General features: G+C 70.6%; 25 protein-coding genes. 11 read left to right on the top strand and 14 right to left on the bottom strand.

Annotated features, from left to right (window positions below; translation table 11 throughout):
• Positions 1 to 209: 209 nt before the first annotated feature.
• Positions 210 to 830 (bottom strand): TetR/AcrR family transcriptional regulator, encoded by a 621-nt coding sequence (locus SALPAC3_RS0116340; RefSeq protein WP_196233435.1) that lies wholly within the window; start codon positions 828 to 830, stop codon positions 210 to 212.
• A 181-nt stretch (positions 831 to 1,011) separates the two neighbouring features.
• On the opposite strand from SALPAC3_RS0116340, the gene glsA reads away from it, so the two are divergent.
• Positions 1,012 to 2,652, top strand: coding sequence for a glutaminase A (gene glsA / locus SALPAC3_RS0116345; protein WP_018222286.1), 1,641 nt, complete (start codon positions 1,012 to 1,014; stop codon positions 2,650 to 2,652).
• A gap of 96 nt (positions 2,653 to 2,748) precedes the next feature.
• Positions 2,749 to 3,768 carry a glutamine synthetase gene (gene glnII, locus SALPAC3_RS0116350; protein ID WP_018222287.1) on the top strand — a complete coding sequence of 340 codons (1,020 nt, stop codon included), beginning with the start codon at positions 2,749 to 2,751 and terminating at the stop codon, positions 3,766 to 3,768.
• 199 nt (positions 3,769 to 3,967) lie between these two features.
• On the opposite strand, the gene SALPAC3_RS0116355 is transcribed toward glnII, so the two are convergent.
• The 3 genes from SALPAC3_RS0116355 to SALPAC3_RS0116365 all read right to left on the bottom strand — a co-directional run bounded on the left by SALPAC3_RS0116355 (position 3,968) and on the right by SALPAC3_RS0116365 (position 5,488).
• A complete protein-coding gene (locus tag SALPAC3_RS0116355) occupies positions 3,968 to 4,258 on the bottom strand; it encodes a putative quinol monooxygenase (RefSeq protein WP_018222288.1) in 291 nt (96 codons plus the stop codon).
• A 211-nt stretch (positions 4,259 to 4,469) separates the two neighbouring features.
• Positions 4,470 to 5,012, bottom strand: coding sequence for a dihydrofolate reductase family protein (locus SALPAC3_RS0116360; RefSeq protein ID WP_269744924.1), 543 nt, complete (start codon positions 5,010 to 5,012; stop codon positions 4,470 to 4,472).
• 176 nt (positions 5,013 to 5,188) lie between these two features.
• On the bottom strand, positions 5,189 to 5,488 hold the full coding sequence (locus tag SALPAC3_RS0116365) for a hypothetical protein (RefSeq protein WP_026185637.1): 300 nt from the start codon (positions 5,486 to 5,488) through the stop codon (positions 5,189 to 5,191).
• A gap of 548 nt (positions 5,489 to 6,036) precedes the next feature.
• On the opposite strand from SALPAC3_RS0116365, the gene SALPAC3_RS0116370 reads away from it, so the two are divergent.
• The 4 genes from SALPAC3_RS0116370 to SALPAC3_RS0116385 all read left to right on the top strand — a co-directional run bounded on the left by SALPAC3_RS0116370 (position 6,037) and on the right by SALPAC3_RS0116385 (position 8,725).
• Positions 6,037 to 6,849: a helix-turn-helix domain-containing protein gene (locus SALPAC3_RS0116370; protein WP_026185638.1), complete on the top strand. Its 813-nt coding sequence runs from the start codon at positions 6,037 to 6,039 to the stop codon at positions 6,847 to 6,849.
• Complete coding sequence (locus tag SALPAC3_RS0116375) at positions 6,840 to 7,022, top strand: DUF397 domain-containing protein (RefSeq protein ID WP_026185639.1); 183 nt, start codon at positions 6,840 to 6,842, stop codon at positions 7,020 to 7,022. The genes SALPAC3_RS0116370 and SALPAC3_RS0116375 overlap by 10 nt, the downstream gene beginning before the upstream one ends.
• 230 nt (positions 7,023 to 7,252) lie before the next feature.
• On the top strand, positions 7,253 to 8,284 hold the full coding sequence (locus SALPAC3_RS0116380) for an NsdA family TPR-like regulatory protein (RefSeq protein WP_018222292.1): 1,032 nt from the start codon (positions 7,253 to 7,255) through the stop codon (positions 8,282 to 8,284).
• A gap of 252 nt (positions 8,285 to 8,536) precedes the next feature.
• Positions 8,537 to 8,725 (top strand): DUF397 domain-containing protein, encoded by a 189-nt coding sequence (locus tag SALPAC3_RS0116385; RefSeq protein ID WP_018222293.1) that lies wholly within the window; start codon positions 8,537 to 8,539, stop codon positions 8,723 to 8,725.
• Positions 8,726 to 8,749: 24 nt separating this feature from the next.
• Here the strand turns inward: SALPAC3_RS0116385 and SALPAC3_RS0116390 are convergent, their stop codons facing one another.
• The 8 genes from SALPAC3_RS0116390 to SALPAC3_RS0116425 all read right to left on the bottom strand — a co-directional run bounded on the left by SALPAC3_RS0116390 (position 8,750) and on the right by SALPAC3_RS0116425 (position 16,156).
• A complete protein-coding gene (locus SALPAC3_RS0116390; protein WP_018222294.1) occupies positions 8,750 to 9,787 on the bottom strand; it encodes an ABC transporter ATP-binding protein in 1,038 nt (345 codons plus the stop codon).
• A complete protein-coding gene (locus SALPAC3_RS0116395; RefSeq protein ID WP_018222295.1) occupies positions 9,784 to 10,620 on the bottom strand; it encodes an ABC transporter permease in 837 nt (278 codons plus the stop codon). The genes SALPAC3_RS0116390 and SALPAC3_RS0116395 overlap by 4 nt, the downstream gene beginning before the upstream one ends.
• Positions 10,617 to 11,474, bottom strand: a complete 858-nt coding sequence (locus SALPAC3_RS0116400) for an ABC transporter permease (RefSeq protein ID WP_018222296.1) — start codon at positions 11,472 to 11,474, stop codon at positions 10,617 to 10,619. Before SALPAC3_RS0116400 ends, SALPAC3_RS0116395 begins: the two co-directional genes overlap by 4 nt.
• The gene (locus tag SALPAC3_RS0116405; RefSeq protein ID WP_018222297.1) at positions 11,471 to 12,682 is read right to left on the bottom strand and encodes an ABC transporter substrate-binding protein; all 1,212 of its coding nucleotides are present in this window, start codon (positions 12,680 to 12,682) and stop codon (positions 11,471 to 11,473) included. Before SALPAC3_RS0116405 ends, SALPAC3_RS0116400 begins: the two co-directional genes overlap by 4 nt.
• Before the next feature lie 17 nt (positions 12,683 to 12,699).
• Complete coding sequence (locus SALPAC3_RS0116410; RefSeq protein WP_018222298.1) at positions 12,700 to 13,323, bottom strand: CDP-alcohol phosphatidyltransferase family protein; 624 nt, start codon at positions 13,321 to 13,323, stop codon at positions 12,700 to 12,702.
• Positions 13,323 to 14,042 carry a TVP38/TMEM64 family protein gene (locus SALPAC3_RS0116415; protein WP_018222299.1) on the bottom strand — a complete coding sequence of 240 codons (720 nt, stop codon included), beginning with the start codon at positions 14,040 to 14,042 and terminating at the stop codon, positions 13,323 to 13,325. Before SALPAC3_RS0116415 ends, SALPAC3_RS0116410 begins: the two co-directional genes overlap by 1 nt.
• Positions 14,039 to 15,487 (bottom strand): dihydrolipoyl dehydrogenase family protein, encoded by a 1,449-nt coding sequence (locus tag SALPAC3_RS0116420; RefSeq protein ID WP_018222300.1) that lies wholly within the window; start codon positions 15,485 to 15,487, stop codon positions 14,039 to 14,041. The genes SALPAC3_RS0116415 and SALPAC3_RS0116420 overlap by 4 nt, the downstream gene beginning before the upstream one ends.
• Before the next feature lie 123 nt (positions 15,488 to 15,610).
• A complete protein-coding gene (locus tag SALPAC3_RS0116425; RefSeq protein WP_026185640.1) occupies positions 15,611 to 16,156 on the bottom strand; it encodes a CGNR zinc finger domain-containing protein in 546 nt (181 codons plus the stop codon).
• 83 nt (positions 16,157 to 16,239) lie between these two features.
• Between SALPAC3_RS0116425 and SALPAC3_RS0116430 the strand changes: the two genes are divergently transcribed.
• The 3 genes from SALPAC3_RS0116430 to SALPAC3_RS0116440 are packed head-to-tail and all read left to right on the top strand — an operon-like array spanning position 16,240 to position 19,698.
• On the top strand, positions 16,240 to 17,202 hold the full coding sequence (locus SALPAC3_RS0116430; RefSeq protein ID WP_018222302.1) for an EamA family transporter: 963 nt from the start codon (positions 16,240 to 16,242) through the stop codon (positions 17,200 to 17,202).
• A gap of 19 nt (positions 17,203 to 17,221) precedes the next feature.
• A complete protein-coding gene (locus tag SALPAC3_RS0116435) occupies positions 17,222 to 17,941 on the top strand; it encodes an HAD family hydrolase (RefSeq protein WP_026185641.1) in 720 nt (239 codons plus the stop codon).
• Between the two features lie 53 nt (positions 17,942 to 17,994).
• On the top strand, positions 17,995 to 19,698 hold the full coding sequence (locus SALPAC3_RS0116440) for a S8 family serine peptidase (protein WP_018222304.1): 1,704 nt from the start codon (positions 17,995 to 17,997) through the stop codon (positions 19,696 to 19,698).
• 123 nt (positions 19,699 to 19,821) lie between these two features.
• Here the strand turns inward: SALPAC3_RS0116440 and SALPAC3_RS0116445 are convergent, their stop codons facing one another.
• Positions 19,822 to 20,493 carry an IclR family transcriptional regulator gene (locus SALPAC3_RS0116445; RefSeq protein ID WP_018222305.1) on the bottom strand — a complete coding sequence of 224 codons (672 nt, stop codon included), beginning with the start codon at positions 20,491 to 20,493 and terminating at the stop codon, positions 19,822 to 19,824.
• A 62-nt stretch (positions 20,494 to 20,555) separates the two neighbouring features.
• Here SALPAC3_RS0116445 and cysS point away from each other — a divergent pair, with 62 nt between their 5' ends.
• Together cysS and rlmB are read left to right on the top strand one after the other, a co-directional pair.
• A complete protein-coding gene (cysS, locus tag SALPAC3_RS0116450; protein ID WP_018222306.1) occupies positions 20,556 to 21,971 on the top strand; it encodes a cysteine--tRNA ligase in 1,416 nt (471 codons plus the stop codon).
• Positions 21,971 to 23,116, top strand: coding sequence for a 23S rRNA (guanosine(2251)-2'-O)-methyltransferase RlmB (gene rlmB / locus SALPAC3_RS0116455; RefSeq protein WP_018222307.1), 1,146 nt, complete (start codon positions 21,971 to 21,973; stop codon positions 23,114 to 23,116). Before cysS ends, rlmB begins: the two co-directional genes overlap by 1 nt.
• A 72-nt stretch (positions 23,117 to 23,188) precedes the next feature.
• Here the strand turns inward: rlmB and SALPAC3_RS0116460 are convergent, their stop codons facing one another.
• Positions 23,189 to 24,286 (bottom strand): ABC transporter ATP-binding protein, encoded by a 1,098-nt coding sequence (locus SALPAC3_RS0116460; protein ID WP_018222308.1) that lies wholly within the window; start codon positions 24,284 to 24,286, stop codon positions 23,189 to 23,191.
• Positions 24,287 to 24,573 lie beyond the last annotated feature (287 nt).

The raw sequence follows: 24,573 nt of genomic DNA on the forward strand, positions 1-24,573 counted from the left end.
GCTCGCCAGCCGGTCGCGTTCACCGCGGCCGGCTTTGCCGCGCTTCTCGAGAAGGCCAGCGGGAGGGTCCGCGGAGCCGTCAACCCCCGCCCAGCGCTGTTTTGCGGCCGAGAACCCTCCGGAGCGTGGCTCCTCGCCGGTGATACTTACGCGTCTCCCTGGCCCGCTGCGGACGGCGTACCCCCTGAAGCGGGCGTGCGCCTGATCGGTCATTCGCCGGCCAGGCGCGGCTGCCAGCCGCTCTCCACCGACCGGGCACACCGGTCGGGGTCGTCTCCGGTGGCGGTGAAGAGTGCGGTCAGCAGGAGGGGGCCGTGGGCGAGGGTCGGCCGGGGTAGGGGGCCGGTGGCGACCAGGGAGACCAGCCCGTGGGCGACGGCCCAGCTCTGGGTGGCCAGTTCGAGTGGGTTGGTGTCGGCGCGGTAGCGGCCGGCTCGGCGGCCTCGTTCGGCGGCTTGGACCAGGTATTCCAGGGTGTCATCCGCCGCCTGGGCGTCTTCCAGGTCGAAGTTGGCGTCGAACATGACCCGGTACAGGTCGGGGTGGTCGAGGGCGTTGCCCAGGTAGGCGGCGATGAGGGCGGTCAGGTCCCGGACCGGGTCCGCCGAGGGGGTTACCTGGGCGAGGCGGGTGGCGAGGCGGGTGAAGCCCTCCTGCCGGAGGGCCTTCCACATGCCGTCCATCCCGCCGAAGTGGGTGTAGACGGCCATGGTCGACACGCTCGTGCCGGCCACCAGCGAGCGGAGGGTGATGGGCTCCCGGGTGCGGAGCATCTGCGCTGCCCGCTCGATGAGTTGGGTACGGACCGCTGGATCTTTCCTCCTGGCCACACCTCCAGGATACATAACATAGCTGTGCTATGTTTAGATGGTCTCCGAGACCGCTCCGTCAGGACGTTTCCGGAGCACGCCTCGTCCGAAGCACCCACACGACACGCCGCCTCGAACGGCTGGCGGTCGGGCGCGTCGATATGTCTGTCGTCCCCGGTCAGAGAGAAGTAGGAACCCCATCATGGCTGCGACCAAGAAGAAGTCCGGTACCCGGCTGCACGATTCCGGCCAGCCGGCGGCCGGAATCGTGGGCGGTGGAACGGCGAGGGCCGACGAGTTCGCGGTCAGGCACTACGGCAAGCTCCACAAGTCCTTCAGCCTCGACGCGGAGGGCAGGATCTCCACGGCGGAGCTCAGCGCGCGCCTCCGGGAGTCCGGCATTTCGGACTCGGATCCTCGCGTCTCCGAGGTGTGGGCCGAGCTGCGGCAGGCCGCGGAGGGCGGGGGAGACTCCCGGATCGACCTCGACAATTTCATCGCCCTGTGCAAGAAGGGTGGTGGTGTCGTCGAGCGGGCGATCCTGGGGGACTTCGTCATCCCGGACTTCGCCGCGCTCCAGGCCGAGATCACGACGGTCTTCGAGGGCCTCAAGAGCGTCGACGGCGGGCATGTCGCCGACTACATCCCGCAGCTGGGCCGTGTCGATCCGGAGAAGTTCGCGGTCGCTCTCTGCACCGTGGACGGGCAGCGTTTCGCGGTCGGGGACGCGGACGACATGTTCTGCGTCCAGTCGATGTGCAAGCCGATCAACTACTGCCTCACGCTGGAGGAGCACGGCGCCGACCTCGTGCACCAGCACGTCGGTCGGGAGCCGAGCGGCCGCGGGTTCAACGAGTTGACGCTCAACAGCGACGGGCTGCCGCACAACCCAATGATCAACTCTGGGGCGATCATGTGCTGTTCCCTGGTGCGTCCCGCTTGGGAAACGGCCGACCGCTTCGACCACGTTGCCGAGACCTGGCGCCGGCTGGCCGGGGGTGGGGCGATCGGCTTCAACAACGCCGTCTACCTCTCGGAGCGCCGGACGGCTGACCGCAACTTCGCTCTCGGCTACTTCATGCGCGAACACCAGTCGTTCCCTGCCAACACCGACCTGATGGAGACGCTGGAGTTCTACTTCCAGTGCTGCTCGATCGAGATCGACGCCCGGTCGCTCTCGGTCGTGGCCGCCTCGCTGGCCAATGGGGGAGTGAACCCGCTGACCGGCGAGAGGATCTTCTCGGCCGACACGGTACGCAAGTGCCTGTCGCTGATGTCCTCCTGCGGGATGTACGACTACTCCGGCGAGTTCGCCTTCGTCATCGGCCTGCCCACGAAGAGCGGCGTCGCCGGCGGCCTCATGATCGTGGTTCCCGGCGTGATGGGCATCTGCGTCTGGTCCCCGCGCCTCGACGCGTTGGGCAACTCCGTACGTGGTGTCGCCTTCTGCAAGGAGTTGGTGAGCCGCTTCAACTTCCACGTGTACGACTCCTTCGCCCCAGGCGAGGTCTCCGGCAAGCGTGATCCTCGGCGCGGGAAGAACGAGGAAGAGGTCGCCTCGACCTTGCGGTTGCTGTGGGCGGCCACCCAGGGAGACCTGGACCTCGTCCGGATCTCGTTGGCCACGGGCAAGGACCCGAACTCCATGGACTACGACAAGCGGACGGCGCTTCACCTGGCTGCTTCCGAGGGGCACGTCGAGGTGGTCCGGTACCTCCTGGACCGGGGGGCCTCCCCGGAGGTGCAGGACCGCTGGGGAGGTACTCCGCTCTCCGACGCCGAGCGGGGAGCACACGACAGCGTCGTAGCGCTGCTCACCTCGGCGCCGGCACCCGTGCGCTAGGCGACGCCAGCCACCTCGTTCCGGCGGATCCGCGGCCTGCGGCTTTCGTCCACATTTCACGGGCCAACCAGCGCCCATTCACAGGAAGAGAGAGACATGGTCTACAAGGCTGAGTACATCTGGATCGACGGCATCGAGCCGGTCGCGAAGCTACGGTCGAAGACGAAGATCATCGCCGATGGTGTCGAGCCGGGCCTCTGGGGCTTCGACGGTTCCAGCACCAGCCAGGCTGAGGGACACAGCTCCGACTGCGTGCTCCAGCCGGTCGCTAGCTATCCCGACCCGATCCGCGGCGGCGACAACCTGCTGGTCCTGTGTGAGGTCCTCAATATCGACGGTACGCCGCACAGGTCCAACACCCGTGCCCTGCTGCGCCCGATCGCCGAGCGGTTCGCGGCCCAGGAGCCGCTGTTCGGCATCGAGCAGGAGTACACGTTCTTCCAGGGCGACCGCCCCCTGGGCTTCCCCGACAGCGGATACCCGGCCCCGCAGGGCAGCTACTACTGCGGCGTCGGCGCCGGTGACATCCATGGCCGTGCCGTGGTCGAGGAGCACCTGGACAACTGCCTGGCTGCCGGTTTGTCGATCTCCGGTATCAACGCGGAGGTCATGCCCGGCCAGTGGGAGTTCCAGGTCGGCCCGCTGTCCCCGCTGGAAGTCGCCGACCAGCTCTGGGTCGCGCGCTGGCTGCTGCACCGTACCGCCGAGGACGCGGGCATCACCGTCACGCTGGATGCAAAGCCGGCCAAGGGCGACTGGAACGGCGCTGGCGCGCACACCAACTTCTCGACCCGGGCGATGCGCGAGGGTTACGACGCGATCATCGAGGCCTGCGAGTCCCTCGGTCGTGACGACAAGCCGCTGGAGCACATCCGCAACTACGGCGCCGGTGTCGAGTCCCGCCTGACCGGCGCGCACGAGACCGCCCCGTGGAACGAGTACAGCTACGGCGTCTCCAACCGCGGCGCCTCCGTGCGTATCCCATGGCAGGTCGAGGTCGACAAGAAGGGCTACATCGAGGACCGGCGACCCAACGCCAACGTCGACCCGTATGTCGTCACCGCTCTCATGGTCGACACCTGCTGCGCCGCGCTCGAGAAGGCCAACCTCGGCTGAGCGCGACGAGCGGGTGCACTATGACGAGGCGCTAGGCAAGTCCGTCGACCTGGACTGCTATCGGCAGGATCCCGACGACGTGGTGACATTGTCGCGTGAGGCTAGCTTTCACCGGTGGTCCACGCTCGTCAAGCAGCCCGAGGCCGGGGACAAGACCCTGCAAGGGATCGTCTTGGCGACCAAGCCCGCGGCGCCGGACTCAATCAATGTGAGTCATCTCGTACCGCGTGCATTCAGCGATCTTGTCGGCGGTGGCTTTCCCATGATCTTGCACATGTGAGCGGTTCATGTGCACCTGCCAGAGTTCATGGGACTCCCAGTTCTCGTAAACGAGAAAACGGGTGGGGTCGCTGTTGTCCTGGTGGAGGTAGTAGTTAATACACCCGTTCTCCTGTCGGATGATCGGGACAACCCTCCTGAGCTCGGCCTTGAGCGGTTCCACCTGGTCCGGCTTGGCGCGAACGTCGACAACAATGGTCAGGTGTGGCATTCGGCGCTCCAGGGTTCCTCGTCAGATGCGCTTAACCTCCTCAAACTAGCGGCTGAGATCACGCGGAGTCCCGGCAAGCCATCAACTGAAGCACCGAGGGGTCGGGGCTGAGGTGGCGAGGGCAGGGGCACGGGCGGTGGCGCAGTCGGGCGTCATCCTGGCCGCCTGGTGCTCCCTGGGACGCGGCCCCCGCGCCGCAGGGAGCACCAGCTCAGCGCAGAATCTGGAACCGCAGATGGGTCGCCTGGGGTGTATCGATCACGCCCACGTTCTCCAACCGCAGGGCGGTATCGTCGAACAGCTTTATCCCGTCACCGATCACCAGGGGCCGTACCGCCAGCCGGATCTCGTCAACGAGCCCGGCGGCCAGGCACTGCTGGGCGAGCTGGGCGCCGCCGCCGATGATGACCTCACGCTCCCCCGCAACGGCCTGCGCACGGCGTACGGCCTCGGCCACGTCCGGGATGAAATGGAAGACGGTATCCCCTTTGGCCACCTGCTCCGGCGTGCTGTGCGAGACGACGAAGTGCTCGACCGGGAACGGGTTGTCCACGAACCCGTCCTGGCTGGCGCCCTGGTCGTAGGTGCGTCGCCCCATGACCATCGCGCCCATGTTGCGCTGTAGCTCCTCGACGATCGCCTGGCTCTCTGGCGAGGGTGCGAAAAACCAGTCATGCAGCTCGGCGGGCCCGCCGTCCGCGGCGGCGATGCAGCCATCTACCGACATCGTCATATCCAAGACTACTTTTCCCATGAAACCTCCACCGGTTGCTGGCATCCTGTTTCGCGAGCCGGGAACCGCGCTCCTGACCACCTCTCCGGGTCGTTGAGGTGTCATGATCACGAGAAGCTCGCTTCCACCGATGCCACCATCACCCACCGACATTCCGGTGTCCCGCCGACTCACCGGGTGCCCGCCGTGTGGCGGTGCTATCCAACCCCGTCATCCTGATCTGGATTCGCTGTCGGGCTGCTTCGGGGTGTCCAGGCAAGGAAGCGGTCGAAGAGGGTCTTTGGATCTGGGTCCTTCTGTGGGTGGAGTTTGTGCAAATCGGCTGCGGCGTCGTGGAGTTGGGCGCAGAGGTAGATCCGGAGCGCGACGAGGTCGTTGGCGTACTCGTGGCGCAGGGTGAGTCGGGCGGTGGCGCAGGGCCAGGGTGCGGCGCAGGTGCGGCAGATCCAGAGTGGGCGTAGCGGCAGGTGTGGTCGGGCGGCGGGAGGGGTCACCATTTGCCGCCGTTGGCGCGCCAGGTTTGGGCGGGGGTGAGCCAGCCGACGCGGCCAACCTGGGGGTTGGCGACGGTGGGGGCGTTCCACGCGGGGCGGTTCGGTGGGGGCGCGGCGGTGGTGGGTTCGGTTGGCACGGTGGTGTGGCGGTCCGGGCAGGTTCGCCAGCGTAGGCCGCAGGAGCAGACGGGGCGGGGCCCGTGCCAGACCCGGCGGTGTCGGGGTGCGAGCGGGATGGGGCGTTGGTTGTGGGGCCACCGGATCGGGTGGAGAAGCCAGCTTCGGATAGATCGAGACATAGCGCTGCCCTTCTTGAATCCACTGTGAGTGTCACGCCCCCGGCGGTGGAGGTCGCCCGGCCGGGGGAGCGGGCGACCCACCGCGACGCTGCGTTCGGAAATGGAAGCGGGCGTCGTGCTTCACAGTGTGCTGATGGCGCGGCTACGGTCGGAAGGGTTTGGCCGTGTTGTGCGAGGGCCTTTGGGTGGGGCTGGGGTTGCGGGTGGCGCGGTACTGGAGTCGATCAACCGGTTCGTGGAGGGCGGTTGGAGATGGCGACTGGAGAGATGACCGCTGCGGCGTTTTTGGTGGCGGAGTTGCGGCGGGCGCGGGTTCGGCGGGGCTGGAGTCAGGAGGAGTTGGCCAGGGCCATCAACTATTCGCCGTCGATGGTCAGTGCGGTCGAGTTGGGCCAGGCACCGCCGACCAGCAAGTATCTCGAGCAGTTCGACAAGGTTGTCGACACCGGCGGCCTCTTCACCCGCATGCTGACGAACCTGGTCAGTCTGGATCGTGCCCAACCCTGGCTACGCGGCTGGCGTGCGATTCTCGACGATGCCGAGGAGCTACGGTGGTTCGATCCGCTGCATGTGCCGGGTTTGCTGCAAACTGAAGCTTATGCCCGTGGAGTCTTCGCGGCTGATGATTCGCTGTCCCGGCAAGAGCGCGAGGAGCGCCTGGTGGACCGGATGGCAAGCCAAGGAATCCTATGCGAGCCAAATCGGCCATGGGTAGTTATGGTGATTGATGAATCGACGCTCCGTCGGCAGGTCGGCGGTAGCAAGGTGATGGTCGAGCAGACTCGGCACCTGATGCAGATGGTGATGGACCATCCGTCGCTTCGGCTGCAGGTAGTGCCATGTTCGGCCGGTGAGTACCCGGGTCTGAACGGTCCCTTCATCCTTGCGACGATGCGGGACGGGGCGGAGGTGGCGTATCTCGGTGGGCAGATCGGTGGTCGAGAGTTGGATGGCCCAGTAGATCTATCGATGCTGCATCGCGTTTGGGAGGCTACGCTCGGTGCGGCACTACCGCCGCAGGAGTCGATCAAGCTGTTGGGAGAGGTCGCGGAGTCATGGGCCTGATTGGGGCAAAGTGGCGTAAGAGCAGTCGCAGTGGTTCTAGTGACCAGTGTGTTGAGGTGGCGACGAACCTGCCGGGTGTGGTGGGGGTGCGGGACAGTAAGGATCCGATGGGTCCGGCGCTCTCCATCGACCCGGGCTCCTGGCAGTCCTTCACCGCCGCGCTACGCCGTTAGGGCGAGCGCCTTCATCGTCACGAACGTCGTGCGTCGCAGGTAACGCCCGGTCGAGACGCGCCACCTGGGAAGCATGCTTGTCACCGGGTAGCAGGCAGGCATGCGACCCGGACTCGCCGAGATGCGCGACCTGCTCACTGCCGGGTCGGCGAGGTTGAGTCCCCGTGCTGCGGTCAGTGGTGAGCCGGGAGTTAGGCCCACGCCCTCGGTGCCAGGGTGCACTCTTCCTCTTGGCGGGCGATGACGAGGAAGGCGGTGAGAACGTGCGGCGGCGCGCGGTACTGCAAGCCCTCAGCACGGCCGGAATGGCGGTGGCGGGTTGGCCGCTGACCTCCGCAACCACACCTCGCAAGGTCGGCATGGATCACGTTGCTGACCTCGTCGACACCACCGCCATCTACCGGGGGTGGGTATCTCGACATGGTGGAGTGGCCGTGCAGCAACCGGCTGCGCAGTTACTGGAGCGGGCCGCCACCCTGTACGGCACTGCCCACGAACCGAAGGTTCGTACGGCGTTACTTGTCGCGGTCGCCGAACTTGCCGGCCTCGGCGCGTACATCGCTCGCGACATTGGAGACCATCGCAGCGCGGACGAACACGCCTGGCTTGCTTTGTCTGCGGCCACCACCGCCGGTGATACCGCCCTTGGCGGTCACACCGTCGTGCGGATGGCGGGGCACAACATTGAGCTGCGTCGCCCCGACAAGACGCTGGCACTCCTCGACGCGGCCGCGCAGCGCGCCAGCGACCTCTTCACCGCAGGCGACCGTGCCAACCAGACCTGTATCCGGGCGTGGGCACACGCCCAGGCAGGTCACGCGGACTTGGTCCGTCGTGCTGTGGGAGACGCCGAGGACGCCTTCACCCAGGTAGACGCGGCCGGTGCCCCCGGCTGGGCCGCCCAACACGTCACCGAGGCGGAGCTCTACAGCCTCACCGGCGCTGCGTACACGGACCTAGCTCGCACCAACCCCCGGCATGCCGTAGCCGCCATCAATCGTCTTCACCGGGCCCTGGACCTGCGCGGCGTGTCGTTAGCCCGGAACCGCACCCTAGACCAACTCAGCCTGGCCGAAGCGTTGCTGTACGCGGAGGAGTTTGACGAAGCGGGGCGGGTTGCGTCGGCGGTTACCGATGCTGTCGGCGACATCAACTCCGGTCGGCTGTCGCTACGCATCGCTGGCCTCACCCGCCAGATGCAGCCCCACACCCGCAAAGCGCCTGCCATTGCCGAGTTCGTCGCCACGCAACGTACCGGATAGGTCCCGTGGCTGCCGTCTGTCACCATTCAATGCTGGTACGCGGCCAGCCCAAGGTGGATTCCGCGCCCTGGCGCTTGCGGTAGGTCTGCTGACATCGGCAGTTGACTTATGGTGTTGATCTTGGTGATTTATCACGTTCGAGGAATGATAAATCTGTGACGTACGCCGAGTGAGTGTGGACCTGGCTGCAGAGGAGCTGGATCTGTCGTAGGCCAGCCCGGTGAGCGAACTGGTGAGGAGAGTTACAGAGTCATGGACTTGACGGGTGCTACCTGGTGGAAGAGCAGTCGCAGTGGTTCCAACGACCAATGTGTTGAGGTGGCGACGAACCTGCCGGGTGTGGTGGGGGTGCGGGACAGTAAGGATCCGGCGGGGCCGGCGCTGACGATCGACCGGGGTTCCTGGCGGTCTTTCCTGGCTGCGCTACGCGTCGGCGAGTAGCCAGCGCGGCGCGGCCTGTCCTGGCTACGGGGTGACCACGCTGAGGTGGGCCGGGGGCAGCCAGAGGGGGGTGTCGTCGCCGGGGCGCAGCGGTGCTGCCGGCCCGGTGGTGAGCTGCAGGGTGACTCCCGCGCTGGTGGCCTGGATGTCGAGGTGGGTGCCCCGGTCGGTGACGGCGGTGATGGTCGCCGACACCACGTTCTCCCCCTGCTGGTCGCCGACCACGATGGCTGCCGGGCGGATGAGGAGCAGGCCCGCTCCTCGGTGGTCGGTGTCGAGGCGGAGCCGGCCGAGGGGGCAGTCGAAGTGGCCGGCGGAAGCGGTGCCGGGGATGGCGTTGCCGGCGCCGCCCAGGAATCGGGCGACGGCCAGGGTCGCGGGCCGGCGAAACAGGTCGGCGGGCGGGGCGTGCTGCGCGACCCGGCCGCCGAGGAGCACGGTGACCGTGTCGGCCACGTCGGTGGCCTCGTCGCGGTCGTGGGTGACGAAGAGGGTGGTGCTGCCCTCCCGCCGGTGCAGCTCGGTGAGGAGCGCCCGCATGTCGCCGCGTAGCTGTGGGTCGAGGGCGCTGAACGGCTCGTCGAGTAGCAGGACACCGGGGCGGGCGGCCAGGGCGCGAGCGAGGGCGACGCGCTGCTGCTGGCCGCCGGAGAGTTCGCCGCTGCGCCGCTCGCCGTAGCCCGGGAGCGCGACGGCGTCGAGCAGCTCGGCGACCCGCCGTTGGATGGCAGCGCGGTCGGTGCCGCGCATCCGCAGGCCGAAGGCGACGTTCTCGGCCACGGTGAGGTGCGGGAAGAGCAGCGGGCGTTGGAAGACGACGCCGAGGTCGCGCCGGTGCGGGGGCTGGCGCAGGACACTGTGGCCGGCGAGCCGGACGTCGCCGCCGGTGGGGGTGCTCAGCCCGGCGACGATCGACAGGAGGGTGGACTTGCCGCTGCCGGAGGGCCCGAGGACGGCGGTACGAGTGCCCGCCGGCACCTCCAGGGTGACCCGGCGCAGCGTCGGCGTGATGGCACCCGGGTAGGTGTGGTCCAGGTCGGCGATGGTGATGTCGGTGGTCATCGGCCGACTCCGAGTAGGGCGGTGTCTCGGCCGGCGAGTCGCCGGGCGGCGAGGGCGGTCAGCAGCAGGGGCGGGGCGACGGCGACCAGCGCGATGGCTGCGGTGGCGGCCTGATTGCCACTGCCGGCGGCGGTGGCGAAGAGCAGCAGCGGCACGGTGGTGACGACGCCGCCCCCGATGAGCAGGGTCAACAAATAGTCGCTCCAGGAGATGAGGAAGGCGAACATGGCGGCGACGAGCAGGCCGCCGCGCAGCTGGGGGAGGCTGACCTCGCGGAACGCCCGCCACGCCCCGGCGCCGAGGGTGCGGGCCTGCCGCTCCAGGCCGGGGTCGACCCCGGCCCACACCCCGGACATCAGCAGCGTGGCGTACGCGGTGGCCGCCGGTAGCTGGGCCAGGATCACGCCGGTGAGCGAGTCGGCGAGCCCGGCACGCAGGTAGACGATCTGCGCGCCCATGGCGACGGCGAACGGGGGCACCAGTACCGGGGCGAGCAGGACCAGCTCGATCAGCCGTCTTCCCGGCAGCCGGTACCAGGCCAGCGCGCGTCCGGCGGCGGCTCCGAGGGCGGTGGCGAGGACGGCGACGGCGGCGCCGATGCCGATGGAGGTGGCGACGGCCTCGGCGAGGCGGGACTGCGGGCCGAGGGCCTGCTCCCAGCCGGCCAGCGACCAGCGGTTCGGCCACAGGTCGGGGTAGAACCACTGGTCGGTGAAGGCCTGCACGGCCAGCGGCAGCAGCGGCCCCGCCACCCAGAGCCCGGTGAGGATCAGCACCGTGGGGCGGGTCAGCGCCGCGCCGAGCGGCCGGCGGGGTCGCCGCGCTTCCGTCATCGCCGCGCTCCCGTCACCCGGCCGACGGCACGCCGGCTGGCCCCGGTGTACGCGAGTGCCGCCGCGACGGCGATGACCGCGATCAGCAGGGCGATGGCGACGCCCTCGGCCCGGCCGGAGAGTTCGGCGGCGGTGAACCGCTGGTAGGCGAGGACCGGTAGCGGCTGCGGGTAGGCCCGGCCGAGCAGTGCGGGCACCTCGTACGCGCCGAGGGTGAAGGCGAAGATCAGCACCGCCACGGCCAGGATCGACGGGGCGAGCAGGGGCAGGGTCACATGCCGCAGCACCTGCCGGGGGCGGGCACCGAGGGTGGCGGCGACCCGTTCGTGCTCGGCGACCGGCCCGCCGAGCGCGGCGAGGACGACGATCAGCACGAACGGCGCCTCCTTCCACACGTACTCGGCGATCACGGCGACCGCGTGCGGGTCGGCGACCAGGGCGGGCAGCGCGACGCCGACGGTACGGGCGACGCGGGCCAGCAGGCCGGAGTCGGCCAGCAGCAGCCCGATCGCGACCGCGCCGATCAGGTGCGGCACCGGCAGCCCGAGCTGAGCCAGGAAGGTGGCCGTGCGTCGGCCCGCGGCGGTGCGGCGCAGGGCCAGGGCGGCGGCGACCCCGATGGCGACGGCGAGCCCGGTGGCGACCGTGGAGATCCAGAGGCTCAGCAGCAGCCCGTCGGTGAACGCCGGACCCTCGGTCACCCGCTGGTAGGCGGCCAGGCCGACCGGTGTGTCGGTGAACCCGGCCAGGCCGAGGCTCTGTGCGAACCCGTAGCCGAGCCCGCCGCCGAAGAGCAGCACCACGGTGGCCAGCGCCGGCAGGATCAGCAGGAGGCCGGTGCGGCGGTGGTTCACTGTTGCAGTACCTCGCGCCGCCAGCCCTCCTCCAACGGCGGCAGCCACTCCGCCCGCAGCTCCGGTTGACTGTTGCGCGACAGCTGGTCGTAGCTCGGCACCTGGGCCGAGGCGGGCAGGGCGGCGAAGCGGTCCCGCCACTCGACGTCGAGCGTGTCGAGGTCCACGGCCGGATACTGGCCCCACCCGTCGGGGCGGGCCTTCTCGTACTGCAACTCGGGGGAGAGCATCAGGTCGGCCAGGGCGAGGGCGGCGGAGCGGTTGGCGGCGTTGGCCGGTACGGCGAGGTAGTTGGTGTTGCCGATGGTGCCCTCGTCCAGCAGCAGGGTACGGGTGGTTGCCGGGAACTGTCCCCGTTCGACCAGGCTGGTCACCTGCGCCGGTCCGTACGTCATGGTGAAGTCGACCTGCCCGTTGGCGTACAGGTCGTTGAGCTCCTTCTCGTTGGCCGGGTACGTCTCACCCGCGCGCCACAGGGCGGGCCGCAGCTCGCGCAGGGTCTGCCACAGTGGCGGGGTGAGCCGGTCGTAGGCGGCCTGGTCGAAGTCGTCCGGGATCTGGCCGACCCCGCCGGCCTGGGTGTAGAGGGCGTGCCGGACGAAGACCGAGCCGGTGAAGTCCGGCGGGGCCGGGTAGGTGAACCGGCCCGGGTGGGCGCGGATCCAGTCCAGTAGCCCGGCGAGGCTGGTCGGCGGGTCGCTGACCCGGGCGGAGTCGTAGCTGAACGCGAACTGGGCGCGACTCCACGGCACCTCGCACCCCTCGACCGGGGTGCCGAAGTCGTTGGCGACGGTCGGCTCGGACCAGTCGACGTAGCGCATGTTCGGCAACAGCTCGACCAGCCCGCACTGCCACAGCCCGGCCTGCTTGCCGGTGCGGAAGTTCTCCCCATTGATCCACACCAGATCCACCGACCCGCCCGAGCCGCGGCCGGCCTGTTTCTCGCCGAGGACCTTGTTGACCGCCAGGGCGGTGTCGGTGATCGGTACCCGGTTGATCCGGACGTCGAGGCGCTCGCGGGCGGCCGGGGCGACGACCTCGTCGAGGTAGCGGTTGGCGCCGTCGTCGCCGCCGTACATGAAGAGGTTGACCGTCTGCCCGCGGGCCTCCCGCAGCACCTGGGCGAAGTCGCGGGGGGCGGGGTCGGCGTCGCCGGTGCCGGCGGTGCAGCCGGCGGCGAGTAGGCCGGCCGCGGTCAGCGCCGCCACCGCGCGCCATCGTCGGTTCATCGGGTGGGCCTCCCGGCGGGCTCGGACAGGGTACGGACAGCGTGCACGACGCGTTGCCCGGCGGTGATGGCCACCACGGCGGCCCACCCCCAGGCGAGCTGCCCGGCGAGACCGGGCAGCAGGCAGAACAGGGCGTGTACGGCGATGGTCTCGGCGCCCTCGGCCAGTCCACCGAGGAAGTGCAGCGACCGCTCGTCACCGCGTTCCCGGCCGACGCGTTCGGCGATCGACGAGTACGCCAGCAGCGTCGCCCCGTTGACGTAGTAGGTCACCAGCAGGACTAGGAACGGGGTGGCGGGCCCGTCGACGCCGACGGCGACCCCGGCGACGAACGCCCCGTACACGGTGAAGTCCGCGACGATGTCGAGGAAGCCGCCCAACGGGGAGGCGGTGCCGCGGCGGCGGGCGAGGGGGCCGTCGAGGCCGTCGGCGAGCCGGGACACCAGCCACGCGACCAGCGCCGGCCACCACCAGCCGGCCGCCGCGGCGGTGCTCGCGGCCAGGCCCAGGGTCAGGCCGGCGGCGGTCAACCGGCCGGGCGTCACCCACGGCCGGTCCACGGCGGCGGCGACCCGGTCCAGGGTCTTGGCGAGGACCGGCCGCAGACGTGCGTCGATCATCAGGTGGTGCCCTCGGCGGTCGGCGCCGGGCGGGAGTCCCGGCGGCGAGCCCGGCGGGCCGCTGCCGCACCGGCCAGGGTCAGCGCGGCCAGACCGGCCACGGCGGCGAGGAACTGCGGCGAGGTGGGGTCGGTCAGCGAGCCACCGACCGCGGTGTAGGCGACGATTCCCGGCGTCATGCCGATCGCCGAGCCGAGGGCGTATTCGCGCAGCCGCACGGCGGTCACCCCGGAGCCGTAGTTGAGTAGCGCGAACGGGACCAGCGGCACGAGTCGCAGCCCGATCACCGCGATCAGCCCGCGGCGGGCCAGGAACCGGTCCAGGCGGTGCAGCCGGCCGCCGACGAGCCGCTCCACGGCCGGGCGGCCCAGCAGCCGACCGAGCAGGAAGGACGCCACCGCCCCGGTGGTCGCCCCCACCAGCACCACCACTGACCCGCCGACCACTCCGAACAGCGCCCCGGCGGCCGCGGTGAGCAGCACCCCGGGGACCAGCAGCACGGTGCCCAGCGCATACCCGGCGATGTACAGCAGCGGCGCCCACGGCCCGGTGGCGGCGACCCGATCCCGCAACACTGTCACGTCCGGGGTGCCCTGGGTGGCCAGCAGGGTCGCCGCACCGGCCAGTAGCACCACCAGGAAAGCCAGCCTCGGCCACGGTGAGCCGACGATCCGGACGAGCCGGGACGCCGCCGCGGGCTGGACCGATTCGTCGGTCATCGGTTCCCACCCCGGATCGGGTGCAGGGCGCGGCGCAGGGTGCGGAGCGCGGTCATCGCCCGGGCCGGCAGCGGCGCGGTCAGGTCGGCGCGAAGCTGGGCGAGACTGGCGTTCCACGGCCCGTCCGCGTACGTCGGGTAGGGGTGCACGGTGCTGGCGACGTCGCGTACCTTCGCGCCACGCCGGATCGCGGCGGCGAGCTCGGCGATCGACTCGCCGGCCCGGGGCGAGACGACGGTGGCGCCGAGGAGCCGGCCGCCCGGCCCGCTCACCAGTTGGGTGAATCCGTCGGTACGACCGTCGGTGATCGCCCGGTCGACGTGGTCGTGGGAGAGCCGCTCCGCGCGGGCGCGGGTGCCGTGCCGCTGGCGGGCCTGGGCGAGGGTCGCCCCGACACGCGCCACCTCCGGGTCGGTGAAGGTCACCCACGGTACGGCGGCGTAGTCGATGCGGCGGCGCAGCCCGAGCAGCGCGTTGGTGGCGGCGTACCCGCCCTGCACCCCGGCGACGTGGGTGAACGGGAGGGTGCCGGTGACGTCACCGGCGGCGTAGATCCGCCGGTTGCTGGTCCGCATCAGGCCGTCGATCACGACGTGCCCCGGTTCGGCGCAGCGCACGCCGGCGGCGGCCAGGCCCAGGTCGGTGCTGCGCGGTCGGCGTCCGGTGGCGACCAGGATCTGGTCGACCTCGACCGTCTCGCCGCTGCTGAGGTGGAGCGTGCCGGCGGTGACCCGGTTGACGGCGGTCCCGGTCACCACGGTCACCCCCTCGGCCCGCAGCCGCTCGGCGATCAGCGCGCCGCCCTCCGGCTCCTCCTTGCCCAGCAGCCGGTCGGCCACCTCCACGACGGTGACCTCGACGCCGAGCCGGGCGAGGGCCTGGCCCAGCTCGCAGCCGATCGGGCCGCCACCGAGGATCGCCAGTCGCCGCGGTAGCTCGGTGAGGTCCCAGAGCGTGTCGGTGGTCAGCGGGTCGGCCTCGGCCAGGCCGGGCACGGTGGGTAGGGCCGGTGCGGCACCGGTGGCGATCAGTGCCCAGCGGAACCGCGCCGGTCGGGTGCCCGCGTCGTCGGTGATCCGCAGCGTCGCCGGGCCGGTGAACTCCGCCCGGCCGGCCACCACCGTCGCCCCCGTCGCGCTGATCGCGGCGGGGGAGTCCACCGGTTCGATCCGGCTGATCGCCGACCGTACGTGGGCGAGCACGGCGGCGTCGTCGATCTTCGGCGGGCCGGCCTGCACCCCATACCGGTCGGCGGTGCGGACGGCGTGCGCGGCGTGCGCGGCGGCGATCAGCGACTTGCTGGGCACGCAGCCGGTCCAGAGGCAGTCACCACCGGTGCGGGCGGATTCGACCAGCAGCACCCGGGCACCGAACCGGCCGGCGGTCTTGGCCGCCACGAGCCCCGCGGTGCCGCCACCGAGGACCACCAGATCCCACTCTTCCACCCCACCAGCCTTCCTCGCTGCGCCGCCCGTGCGACCGCGCCTGTCCAGGATGCCCGGTCGGGGCCGGGGTTACCGAGCTCCGTAATGCAACGGTCAGAACTGGGGTCGCGGCACCACGGCCGGTCAGGGCCGGCTGGCGGTCTTGCGCGCGCGGTAGGCGGTGACGGCGGCCCGGTTGCCGCAGCCGGCGTCGCAGAAGCGGCGGGATCGGTTCCGCGACAGGTCGACCAGAACGTTGCCGCACCCGGGGTGGTCGCAGCTTCGTAGCCGGCCCAGCTCGCCGCTGCGGACGAGGTCGGCCATCGCCATCGCGGCCTCCACCGCCATCCGGGTCGCCAGCGGCGCGTCCCGGGGCACCGCGTGCAGGTGGTACGGCTCGTCGTCGTGCGTGATGAGCTGGGGCAGGGCGGCGTTCTCCCGGAGCAGCCCGTTGACGATGGACACGATCTCGTCGGTGTCGCCGTGCCAGAGGCGGCGCAGCCGGGGGCGCAGCTCGCGTACCGCCCGGAGCTCGCTGTCGGTGTGCTCGTGCCGTCCGCTGTACGCGTGGGCGATGAAGAAGTTGTCCAGCGCGGTCGTGTCGGGCAGACCGTCGCCGGCGCTGCCGTCGGTGTTCACCAGGGCTGCGGCGGCGATCAATGAATGCTCGGTGTCATGGGCAAAAAGCAATTTGACTCCTATCCTGGTAACGCTACCGTCATCGACGTAAGCGCATCTTGCCCATTACATGGTGTTGTTGCCAAGGAGAACCCATGCGTCAACCCCCGCGCGGCAGCGCCGGCCTCCTGCTGGCGGTGCTCTCGGCACTGACCTTCGCGACCTCCGGGACGTTCGCCCGCTCGTTGATCGACGCCGGCTGGTCCGCCGAGGCGGCGGTGGTCGTCCGGGTCGGCCTCGCCGCCCTGGTGTTGCTGGCGCCCGCGGTGCTGGCGCTGCGTGGTCGCTGGTCGCTGCTCCGGCGCAACGCCGCCTCGATCACCGCGTTCGGGCTGCTCGGCGTCGCCCTCGCCCAGGTGTGCTTCTTCAACGCGGTGCGCTATCTGCCGGTCGGCGTCGCGCTGATGCTGGAGTACCTGGCCGTCGTGGTGGTGGTCGGCTGGATGTGGCTGGCCCACGGGCAACGACCCCGCCGGCTCACCGTCGCCGGGTCGATCGTCGCCCTGGCCGGGCTCGGCCTCGTGCTCGACCTCGCCGGGGCCGGGCGGCTCGACCCGGTGGGGGTGCTCTGGGGGCTCGGCGCGGCCGTCGGGCTGGCCGGGTACTTCGTGCTCGCCGGCCGGATGGACGCGAACCTCCCGTCGGTGGTGCTGGCCTCCGGTGGAATGGCGGTCGGCGCCGGCGTGCTGCTCCTTCTCGGGCTGGTCGGGCTGTTGCCGCTGCGGGCGTACACCGGCCCGGTCGACTTCGCCGGGCAGCGCACCAGCTGGCTGGTGCCGGTGGCGGGGCTGGTGCTGGTGGCGGCCGTGCTCGCATACCTCACCGGGGTCGTCTCGACCCGTCTCCTCGGTGCCCGGCTGGCCTCCTTCGTCGGCCTGACCGAGGTGATGTTCGCCGTGCTCATCGCCTGGCTGGTGCTGGCCGAGCTGCCCACCGTGGTCCAACTCGCCGGTGGGGCCCTGATCGTCGCCGGGGTGGCCCTGGTCCGCCTCGACGAGCCACGCGAGACCCCAACGGTGGAGCAGGACCAGAAACCGGCACTCGCCACCCGCGGTTGACCCTGGCAAGCTCGACGCCATGCTGAGGACGGTGGTGTTCGACGCGGACGAAACCCTGCTCGACCTGCGCCCAGCGATGACCGGCGGGCTGCTGGCCGTCCTCGACGAGATGCGCCGGTTTGACCCGGCGGCGGCTGCGGTCTCGCTCGCTGACCTGGAGCACGACTGGTCCGTAACCTTCGCCGCGAACCCTGCTTGGCCGACGCCGGAGCTGCGACGGACGGCGCTCTCCCGTTCGCTGTCCCGGGTCGGGCTCAACGCGCACCTGGATGACCTGCTGGCGCACTACTTCGCCCGGCGGTTCGCGCTGACCCGCCCCTTCCCGGATGTGCTGCCGGCGCTCGCAGCCCTGGCGGAGAGGTGGGCGGTGGGTTATGCCACCAACGGCAACAGCCGCGCGGAGCGGTGCGGGCTCGCCGGGAGGTTCGCCTTCGAGGTGTACGCGCACGACAACGGGCTGCCGAAGAAGCCGGCACCGGAGTTCTACGCGGCGGTGGTCCAGGCGGCCGGGGTGCCGGCCGAGCAGGTGGTGTACGTCGGCGATTCGATTGCCCACGACGTGGTCGGGGCGCAGACCGCCGGGCTGCGTGGAGTCTGGCTCAACCGCGATGGCCGAACCTGCCCGCCGGGGGTGCGGCCAGACGCGGAGCTGTCCACTTTGACGGATCTTCCTGCCGTTCTGGCTGCTCTTGCGGACGAAGGCGATCTTCGGGCGCAATCGGAACGACCCCTGGTGTAAATGCCGATGGTGCTGTTCGATGACTGCCACGTCCCGCAACGAGAGGATCCGATGTGAGCAGACGCTTCACCGCTGGCGCCGTCGCTACCGTGACGGGCCTGGCGTTGACGGTCACGGGGCTCAGCGTCCCCGCTGGCGCCGCACCGAGCAGCAGCGAAACCTTCACTGTGGTCGCAGAGGACGGCGTCAGCGCCGAGGCGGCCCTGGCGGAGATCAAGGCAGCCGGGGGCGCCGTCGTAACCCGGATCGACGATGTCGGCGTGTTCCAGGTGACCAGCGACCAGGTGGACTTCACCGATCGGATCGCCGAGGCCGACACCCTGATCGGTGCCGTCGAGCAGAAAGCCATCGGCCGTAAACCGAAGCTGGACCCGGTTGAGCAGGAGGCGCTGCTGACCGCCATCAACGGAAAGGGCTCCGGCAAGGGCAAGGGGTCCGGCGGCAAGGGCAAGAAGATGGACCCGCTGGACGACAAGCTGTGGGGCCTGGACATGATCCGCGCCGACAAGGCCCGGAAGAAGGAGCCCGGCGACCAGCGCGTCACCGTCGGCGTGCTGGACACCGGCGTCGACGCCAGCCACCCCGACATCGCGCCGAACTTCAACTGGGCGTTGTCCCGCAACTTCGCGCCGGACCTGCCCGAGGTCGACGGCGAGTGCGAGGTGGCGAGCTGCCTCGACCCGGTCGGCACCGATGACGGCGGCCACGGCACCCACGTGGCGGGCACCATCGGCGCCGCTGCCAACGGCTTCGGCCTCTCCGGTGTCGCGCCGAACGTCTCGCTGGTGGAGCTGAAGGGCGGCCAGGACTCCGGCTACTTCTTCCTGGAGCCGGTGGTGCAGTCGTTGCTGCACGCCGGGCGGGCCGGGCTCGACGTGGTGAACATGTCCTTCTACGTCGACCCGTGGCTCTACAACTGCACCGCCAACCCGGCCGACTCGCCCGAACACCAGGCCGAGCAGCGGGCCATCATCAAGGCGATGAAGCGGGCGCTGAACTTCGCCCACCGACAGGGCGTCACCCTGGTCGGCTCCCTCGGCAACAACCACGAGGACCTGGGCGACCCGCGGATCGACACCTCCAGCCCGGACTTCGGTGACACCCCGCCGTACCCGCGTGAGATCGACAACGACAGCTGCTGGGACCTTCCGGTCGAAGGGCCGCACGTGATCGGCGTCTCCGCCGTCGGCCCGTCCGGCAAGAAGGCCGCCTACTCCAACTACGGCACCGAGCGGATCGGCATCGCCGCGCCCGGCGGCTGGTACCGCGACGGTTTCGGCACCGACACCTTCAGCACCTACCCCAACCTGATCCTCTCCACCTACCCGGAGAAGGTGCTCAAGGAAGACGGCCTGGTGGACGCGGACGGCAACATCGATCCGAGCGTCGAAGGGCTCGTCTTCAAGGACTGCAAGAGCAACGGTGAGTGCGGCTACTACCGCTACCTCCAGGGCACCTCGATGGCGTCGCCGCACGCCTCGGGCGTGGCCGCGCTGATCGTCAGCAAGCACGGGAAGAAGCAGGGCCGCGGCGGCTACGGCCTGGCCCCGGACCTGGTCGAGCAGCACCTCTACCGCACCGCCACCGAGAAGGCGTGCCCGAACCCGCGGCTGCAGCAGTACCGCGACGAGGGCCGCGACGAGACCTACGACGCGTACTGCGCCGGTGGACGTAGCTTCAACGGCTTCTACGGGCACGGCATCATCGACGCGTACACGGCGGTAACCACCCCGCTCAAGTCGCACGGCCGGCCGTAGGGCGGACCGAGCACAAGGCCCGGCCGACCCGACAGGTCGGCCGGGCCTTCCGCTTCAGCACCGCTCGTCGGCGCCAACTGTCAGCGCGGCCCGTCGGCCGCATCCGTCGGTGGCCCGTCGGTTTCAGCGCAGCGCGTCGGCGACGGTGCCGGCGGCCGTGCGGACCTGGCCGCCGACCACCTCGGTGTCCAGCGGCGTCAGGGAGACCACCCCGACGCTCGCCTCCAGTCCGGGCACGCCCAACACGGCCGCGGCCACCCCGTGCGCCCCGGACTGCAACTCCCCAGCCGTGTTTACCGGCTCGGCCACGCCGGCTCGGCCGGCGAGAATCGCCCGCCCCGCCGCCCCGCGCTCCAGCGGATGCCGCGCCCCCGTCCGGTACGCCACGTGCAGGGCGGTCCAACTCGGCTCGACCACCGCCAGCGCGACGCCCTCACCGCCCTCGACCACGGTCAGGTGCGCGGTCGCGCCGGTCTGCTCGGCGAGTTGCCGCAGCGCCGGCAGCGCCCCCTCGGCCAGCAGCGGCTGGGCCCGCCGGGCCAGATTCAGCACCCCCACGCCGAGGCGGAGCCGGCCATCGGCGTCCCGGCGCAGCAGCGCGTGCGCGCTCAACGGCGCGACCAACCGGTACACGGCGGCGCGCCCGATCCGCAGCTGGCCCGCCAGCTCGGTGACGGTCAACCCGCCGGGCGCGTCGGCGACCAGGTGCAGCAAACGCAACCCCCGGTCCAGCGTCTGTGCGCTCTCGCCACCCCGTGGGGCCGGCGGGTCGCTGCGTCGGGGGGTCGTGTCCACGCCAGCAGCGTACGACCCGGCTCCCGGCGGCCTGGGGAAGCGGGGACGGATACCCTTGTCCGGTGACCCTACGCCTGTATGACACCGCCACCCGTTCGGTGCGGGACTTCGTCCCGCGGGAAGCCGGCAAGGTGGGGATCTACCTGTGTGGTCTCACCCTCCAGGCGCCGCCGCACATCGGGCACCTTCGCTCCGGCGTCAACTACGACGTGCTCCGGCGGTGGCTGCTGGCGCGCGGGTTCGAGGTCCGCTTCATTCGCAATCTTACCGATATCGACGACAAGATCCTGGTCAAGGCGGTGGAGCAGGACCGACCGTACTGGTCGATCGCCTACGCCAACGAGCTGAAGCTGACCGCCGCGTACCGAGCGTTGAACGTGCTGCCCCCGACCTACGAGCCCCGGGCCACCGGGCACATCCCGGAGATGCAGCAGCTGATCACGAAACTGATCGACGCCGGCCACGCCTACCCGGCCCCCGACGGCTCCGGCGACGTCTACTTCGACGTGCACTCCTGGCCCGCGTACGGGGCGCTGTCCAACCAGTCCCCGAGCGACATGCAGCCCGCCGGCGACGCCCCCGACCGGTGCAAACATGACCCGCGCGACTTCGCCCTCTGGAAGGGCGCCAAGCCCGGCGAGCCCGCCGACGCGTACTGGCCGTCGCCGTGGGGTCGGGGCCGGCCCGGCTGGCACATCGAGTGCTCGGCGATGTGCTGGCGCTACCTCGGCAGCGAGTTCGACATCCACGGCGGCGGGCTGGACCTGACCTTCCCGCACCACGAGAACGAACTCGCCCAGTCACAGGCCGCCGGCCTGCCGTTCGCCCGCTACTGGGTGCATCACGGCCTGCTCAACATCGGCGGCGCGAAGATGGGCAAGTCCTGCGGCAACTCGCTCGACCTGACGTACGTGGACTCGCTTGGGGTACGTCCGGTGGAGCTGCGCTACTACTACGCCGCCGCCCACTACCGGTCGATGATCGACTACTCGGAGGACGCGCTGCGGGAGGCAGCCGTCGCGTACCGGCGGATCGAGGGCTTCGTGCAGCGCTCCGCCGAGCGGGTCGGCGCCGGCCAACCCGCGGTGGTGCCCGCGGCGTTCGCCGCCGCCATGGACGACGACCTGAACACCTCCGCGGCGCTCGCCGTGCTGCACGAGACGGTTCGGGATGGCAACACCGCGCTGACCGGCGGCGACGATGTGACCGTCCGCACCGCGCTCGGCCAGGTGCGGGCGATGCTGGATATCCTCGGGGTCGACCCACTCGACCCTGCCTGGAGTGCCGGCGGCGGCACCGACGACCTCTGCGCCGTGGTCGACTCGCTGGTGCAGCTGGCCCTGGAACAGCGGGCGCAGGCACGCAGCCGCAAGGACTGGTCCGCCGCCGACGCGATCCGCGACCAGCTCAAGCAGGCCGGTGTGGTGGTCGAGGACACCCCCCAGGGCCCCCGTTGGACTATTGGAGAGCAGGACTGATGGCCGGCAACTCGCAGCGCCGTAGCCGACGGCTGACCCCGAAGGCAGGCGCCCCGAAGGGCTCCGGCGGCAAGGGGCGGGACGCCCTCGCCGGCCGGGGCCGAACCCTGCCCGCCGACGAGCGGCCGTGGCACAAGGCGTACTCGGGCACCGAGAAGCTGCCCCAGCGCACCGCCTGGAAGCAGGAGAAGGAGCGGCGGAGCGCGGCCGAGGAGGGGCGCGCCCCGAAGATCGGTAAACCCGGCACGAAGGACACCACCTGGGGTAAGGGTGGCGGTCGGGGCGTCCCCACCAACAAGAGCGGCCGGGGCGTCCCCACCAGCGGCGGCCGGGGTCGGCCGGAGAGCCGCAGCGGTGGCCCGCGGGTCGCCCCCGGTCGTCGGACGAACCCGGCGAAGGACGCTCCCGAGCTGTTGGTCGGCCGCAATCCCGTCCTTGAGTCACTGCGTGCGAACGTGCCGGCCACCGCCCTCTACGTGGCGCAGGGACTCAACACCGACGACCGGATCAGCGAGATCGTCCGGACCGCGGCGGACCGGGGCATCGCGATGCTGGAGGTCAGCCGCGCCGAGCTGGACCGGATGACCGGCGGCGTGCTGCACCAGGGCGTGGGCCTGCAGGTGCCGCCGTTCCGGTACGAGCCGTTCGAGGAGCTGACGGCGGCGGCGCTGGAACAGCCCGCCCCGCTGCTGGTGGCGCTCGACGGCGTTACCGACCCGCGGAACCTGGGTGCGGTGATCCGGTCGGCCGCCGCGTTCGGCGCGCAGGGGGTCTTCGTCCCCGAACGGCGGGCCGCTGGGATCACCGCGACCGCCTGGCGGACCAGCGCCGGTGCCGCCGCGCGGGTTCCGGTCGCCCAGGTCACCAACCTGACCCGGGCGCTGAAGGCGTGCAAGGACGCCGGCTTCCTCGTGGTCGGCCTGGACGCCGACGGGGAGACCGACCTGTACCACCTGGAAGCCGCCGTTGGCCCGCTCGTGGTGGTGGTGGGCTCCGAGGGGCGCGGCCTGTCTCGGCTGGTCGGCCAGACCTGTGACCTGACCGTCCAGATCCCGATGGTCTCCGACGTCGAGTCGCTGAACGCCAGCGTCGCGGCGGCGGTGACGCTGGCCGAGGTGGCTCGCCGCCGGGCCGCCGAGGGCTGAACTCCGCACCCGAAAAGGGGGCGGTCCGCATCAGCGGACCGCCCCCTTTTCTCGTAGCTCAGGATTCGTAGCTCAGGACGGGATCCGGAGGCCGGTCTTCGAGTTGAAGATGTGGCTGCGTCCGGGCTGCGGCCGGACGAACACGGTGCCGCCCATGTTCGGCATGGTGCGCCGGTCGGTGCGGACCACGAACCGCTCGTTGGTGCCCTCCATCGCGGCGTGACCGTAGATGTTCGCGTCCGACCCGAGGTCCTCGACCAGCTCAACGGTGACCGGCAGGCCGCCCTCGGTCGGGCTGACCAGCTCGCAGTCCTCCGGACGGAAGCCCACCACGACCTGGTCGCCGGCCCCCTCGGCGCGGGCCGCCTCGACCTGCTCGCGGGTCAGCGGGATGTGCATCTCGGCGAACTCGGCGCCCTTGTCGGTCAGCGGCACGGTCTTGATGTTCATCGCCGGCGAGCCCATGAAGCCGGCGACGAAGACGTTGGCCGGGGTGTCGTAGAGCGCCCGCGGCGTGTCGACCTGCTGGAGCTCGCCGTCGAGCAGGACCGCCACCCGGTGCCCCATCGTCATCGCCTCGACCTGGTCGTGGGTGACGTAGACCGTGGTCACACCGAGCTTGGACTGCAGCGACGCGATCTGCGTACGGGTCTGCACCCGAAGCTTGGCGTCGAGGTTCGACAGGGGCTCGTCCATCAGGAAGACCTGCGGCTCACGGACGATCGCCCGCCCCATCGCCACCCGCTGGCGCTGGCCGCCGGAGAGCGCCTTCGGCTTACGGCCGAGGTACTCCTCCAGCTGGAGCAGCGTCGCCGCCTCCTTGACCCGCCGGTCGATCTCCGCCTTCGGGGTCTTGCGCAGCTTGAGGGCGAACGCCATGTTCTCGTACACCGACATGTGCGGGTAGAGGGCGTAGTTCTGGAAGACCATCGCGATGTCGCGGGACTTCGGCGGCAGGTGGGTCACGTCCCGGCCGTCGATGGAGATCGAACCCTGGTCAACGTCCTCGAGGCCGGCGAGCATGCGCAGGCTGGTGGACTTACCACAACCGGAGGGGCCGACCAGGACCAGGAATTCGCCGTCGCCGATCTCCAGGTCGAGCTGGTTGACGGCGGGCCGCTCGGTGCCCGGGTAGATCCGGGACGCCTTGGCATAGGTAACCGTGGCCATGGGGGTGCTTCCTTTCACCGGCAGGAACGTGCCGGACGATCCGAGTGAAAGAGCGGACCGGCCCGCAGCTGCGACCCGGCCCACGGGCGACGGGCGTCGACCGCGTTCCTGAACGGTAGATCGGTTTTCTCCGCGTGCCAAGAACGGGAGTAGCTGGTGGGACCGGGACCATGCGCATAACGGTCAGGCGGGCAGTGCCGGGCATGAAACGACGGCGGTCCGGGCCTGCTGCCCGACGGAGGTCGTGCTGACCGGGCCCGCCGCGCGGGAAAACTGGACGTCAGTCG

Origin of the sequence: Salinispora pacifica DSM 45544, assembly GCF_000378845.1 — a bacterium.
In the GTDB taxonomy this organism is placed as follows: Bacteria; Actinomycetota; Actinomycetes; order Mycobacteriales; family Micromonosporaceae; genus Micromonospora; species Micromonospora pacifica.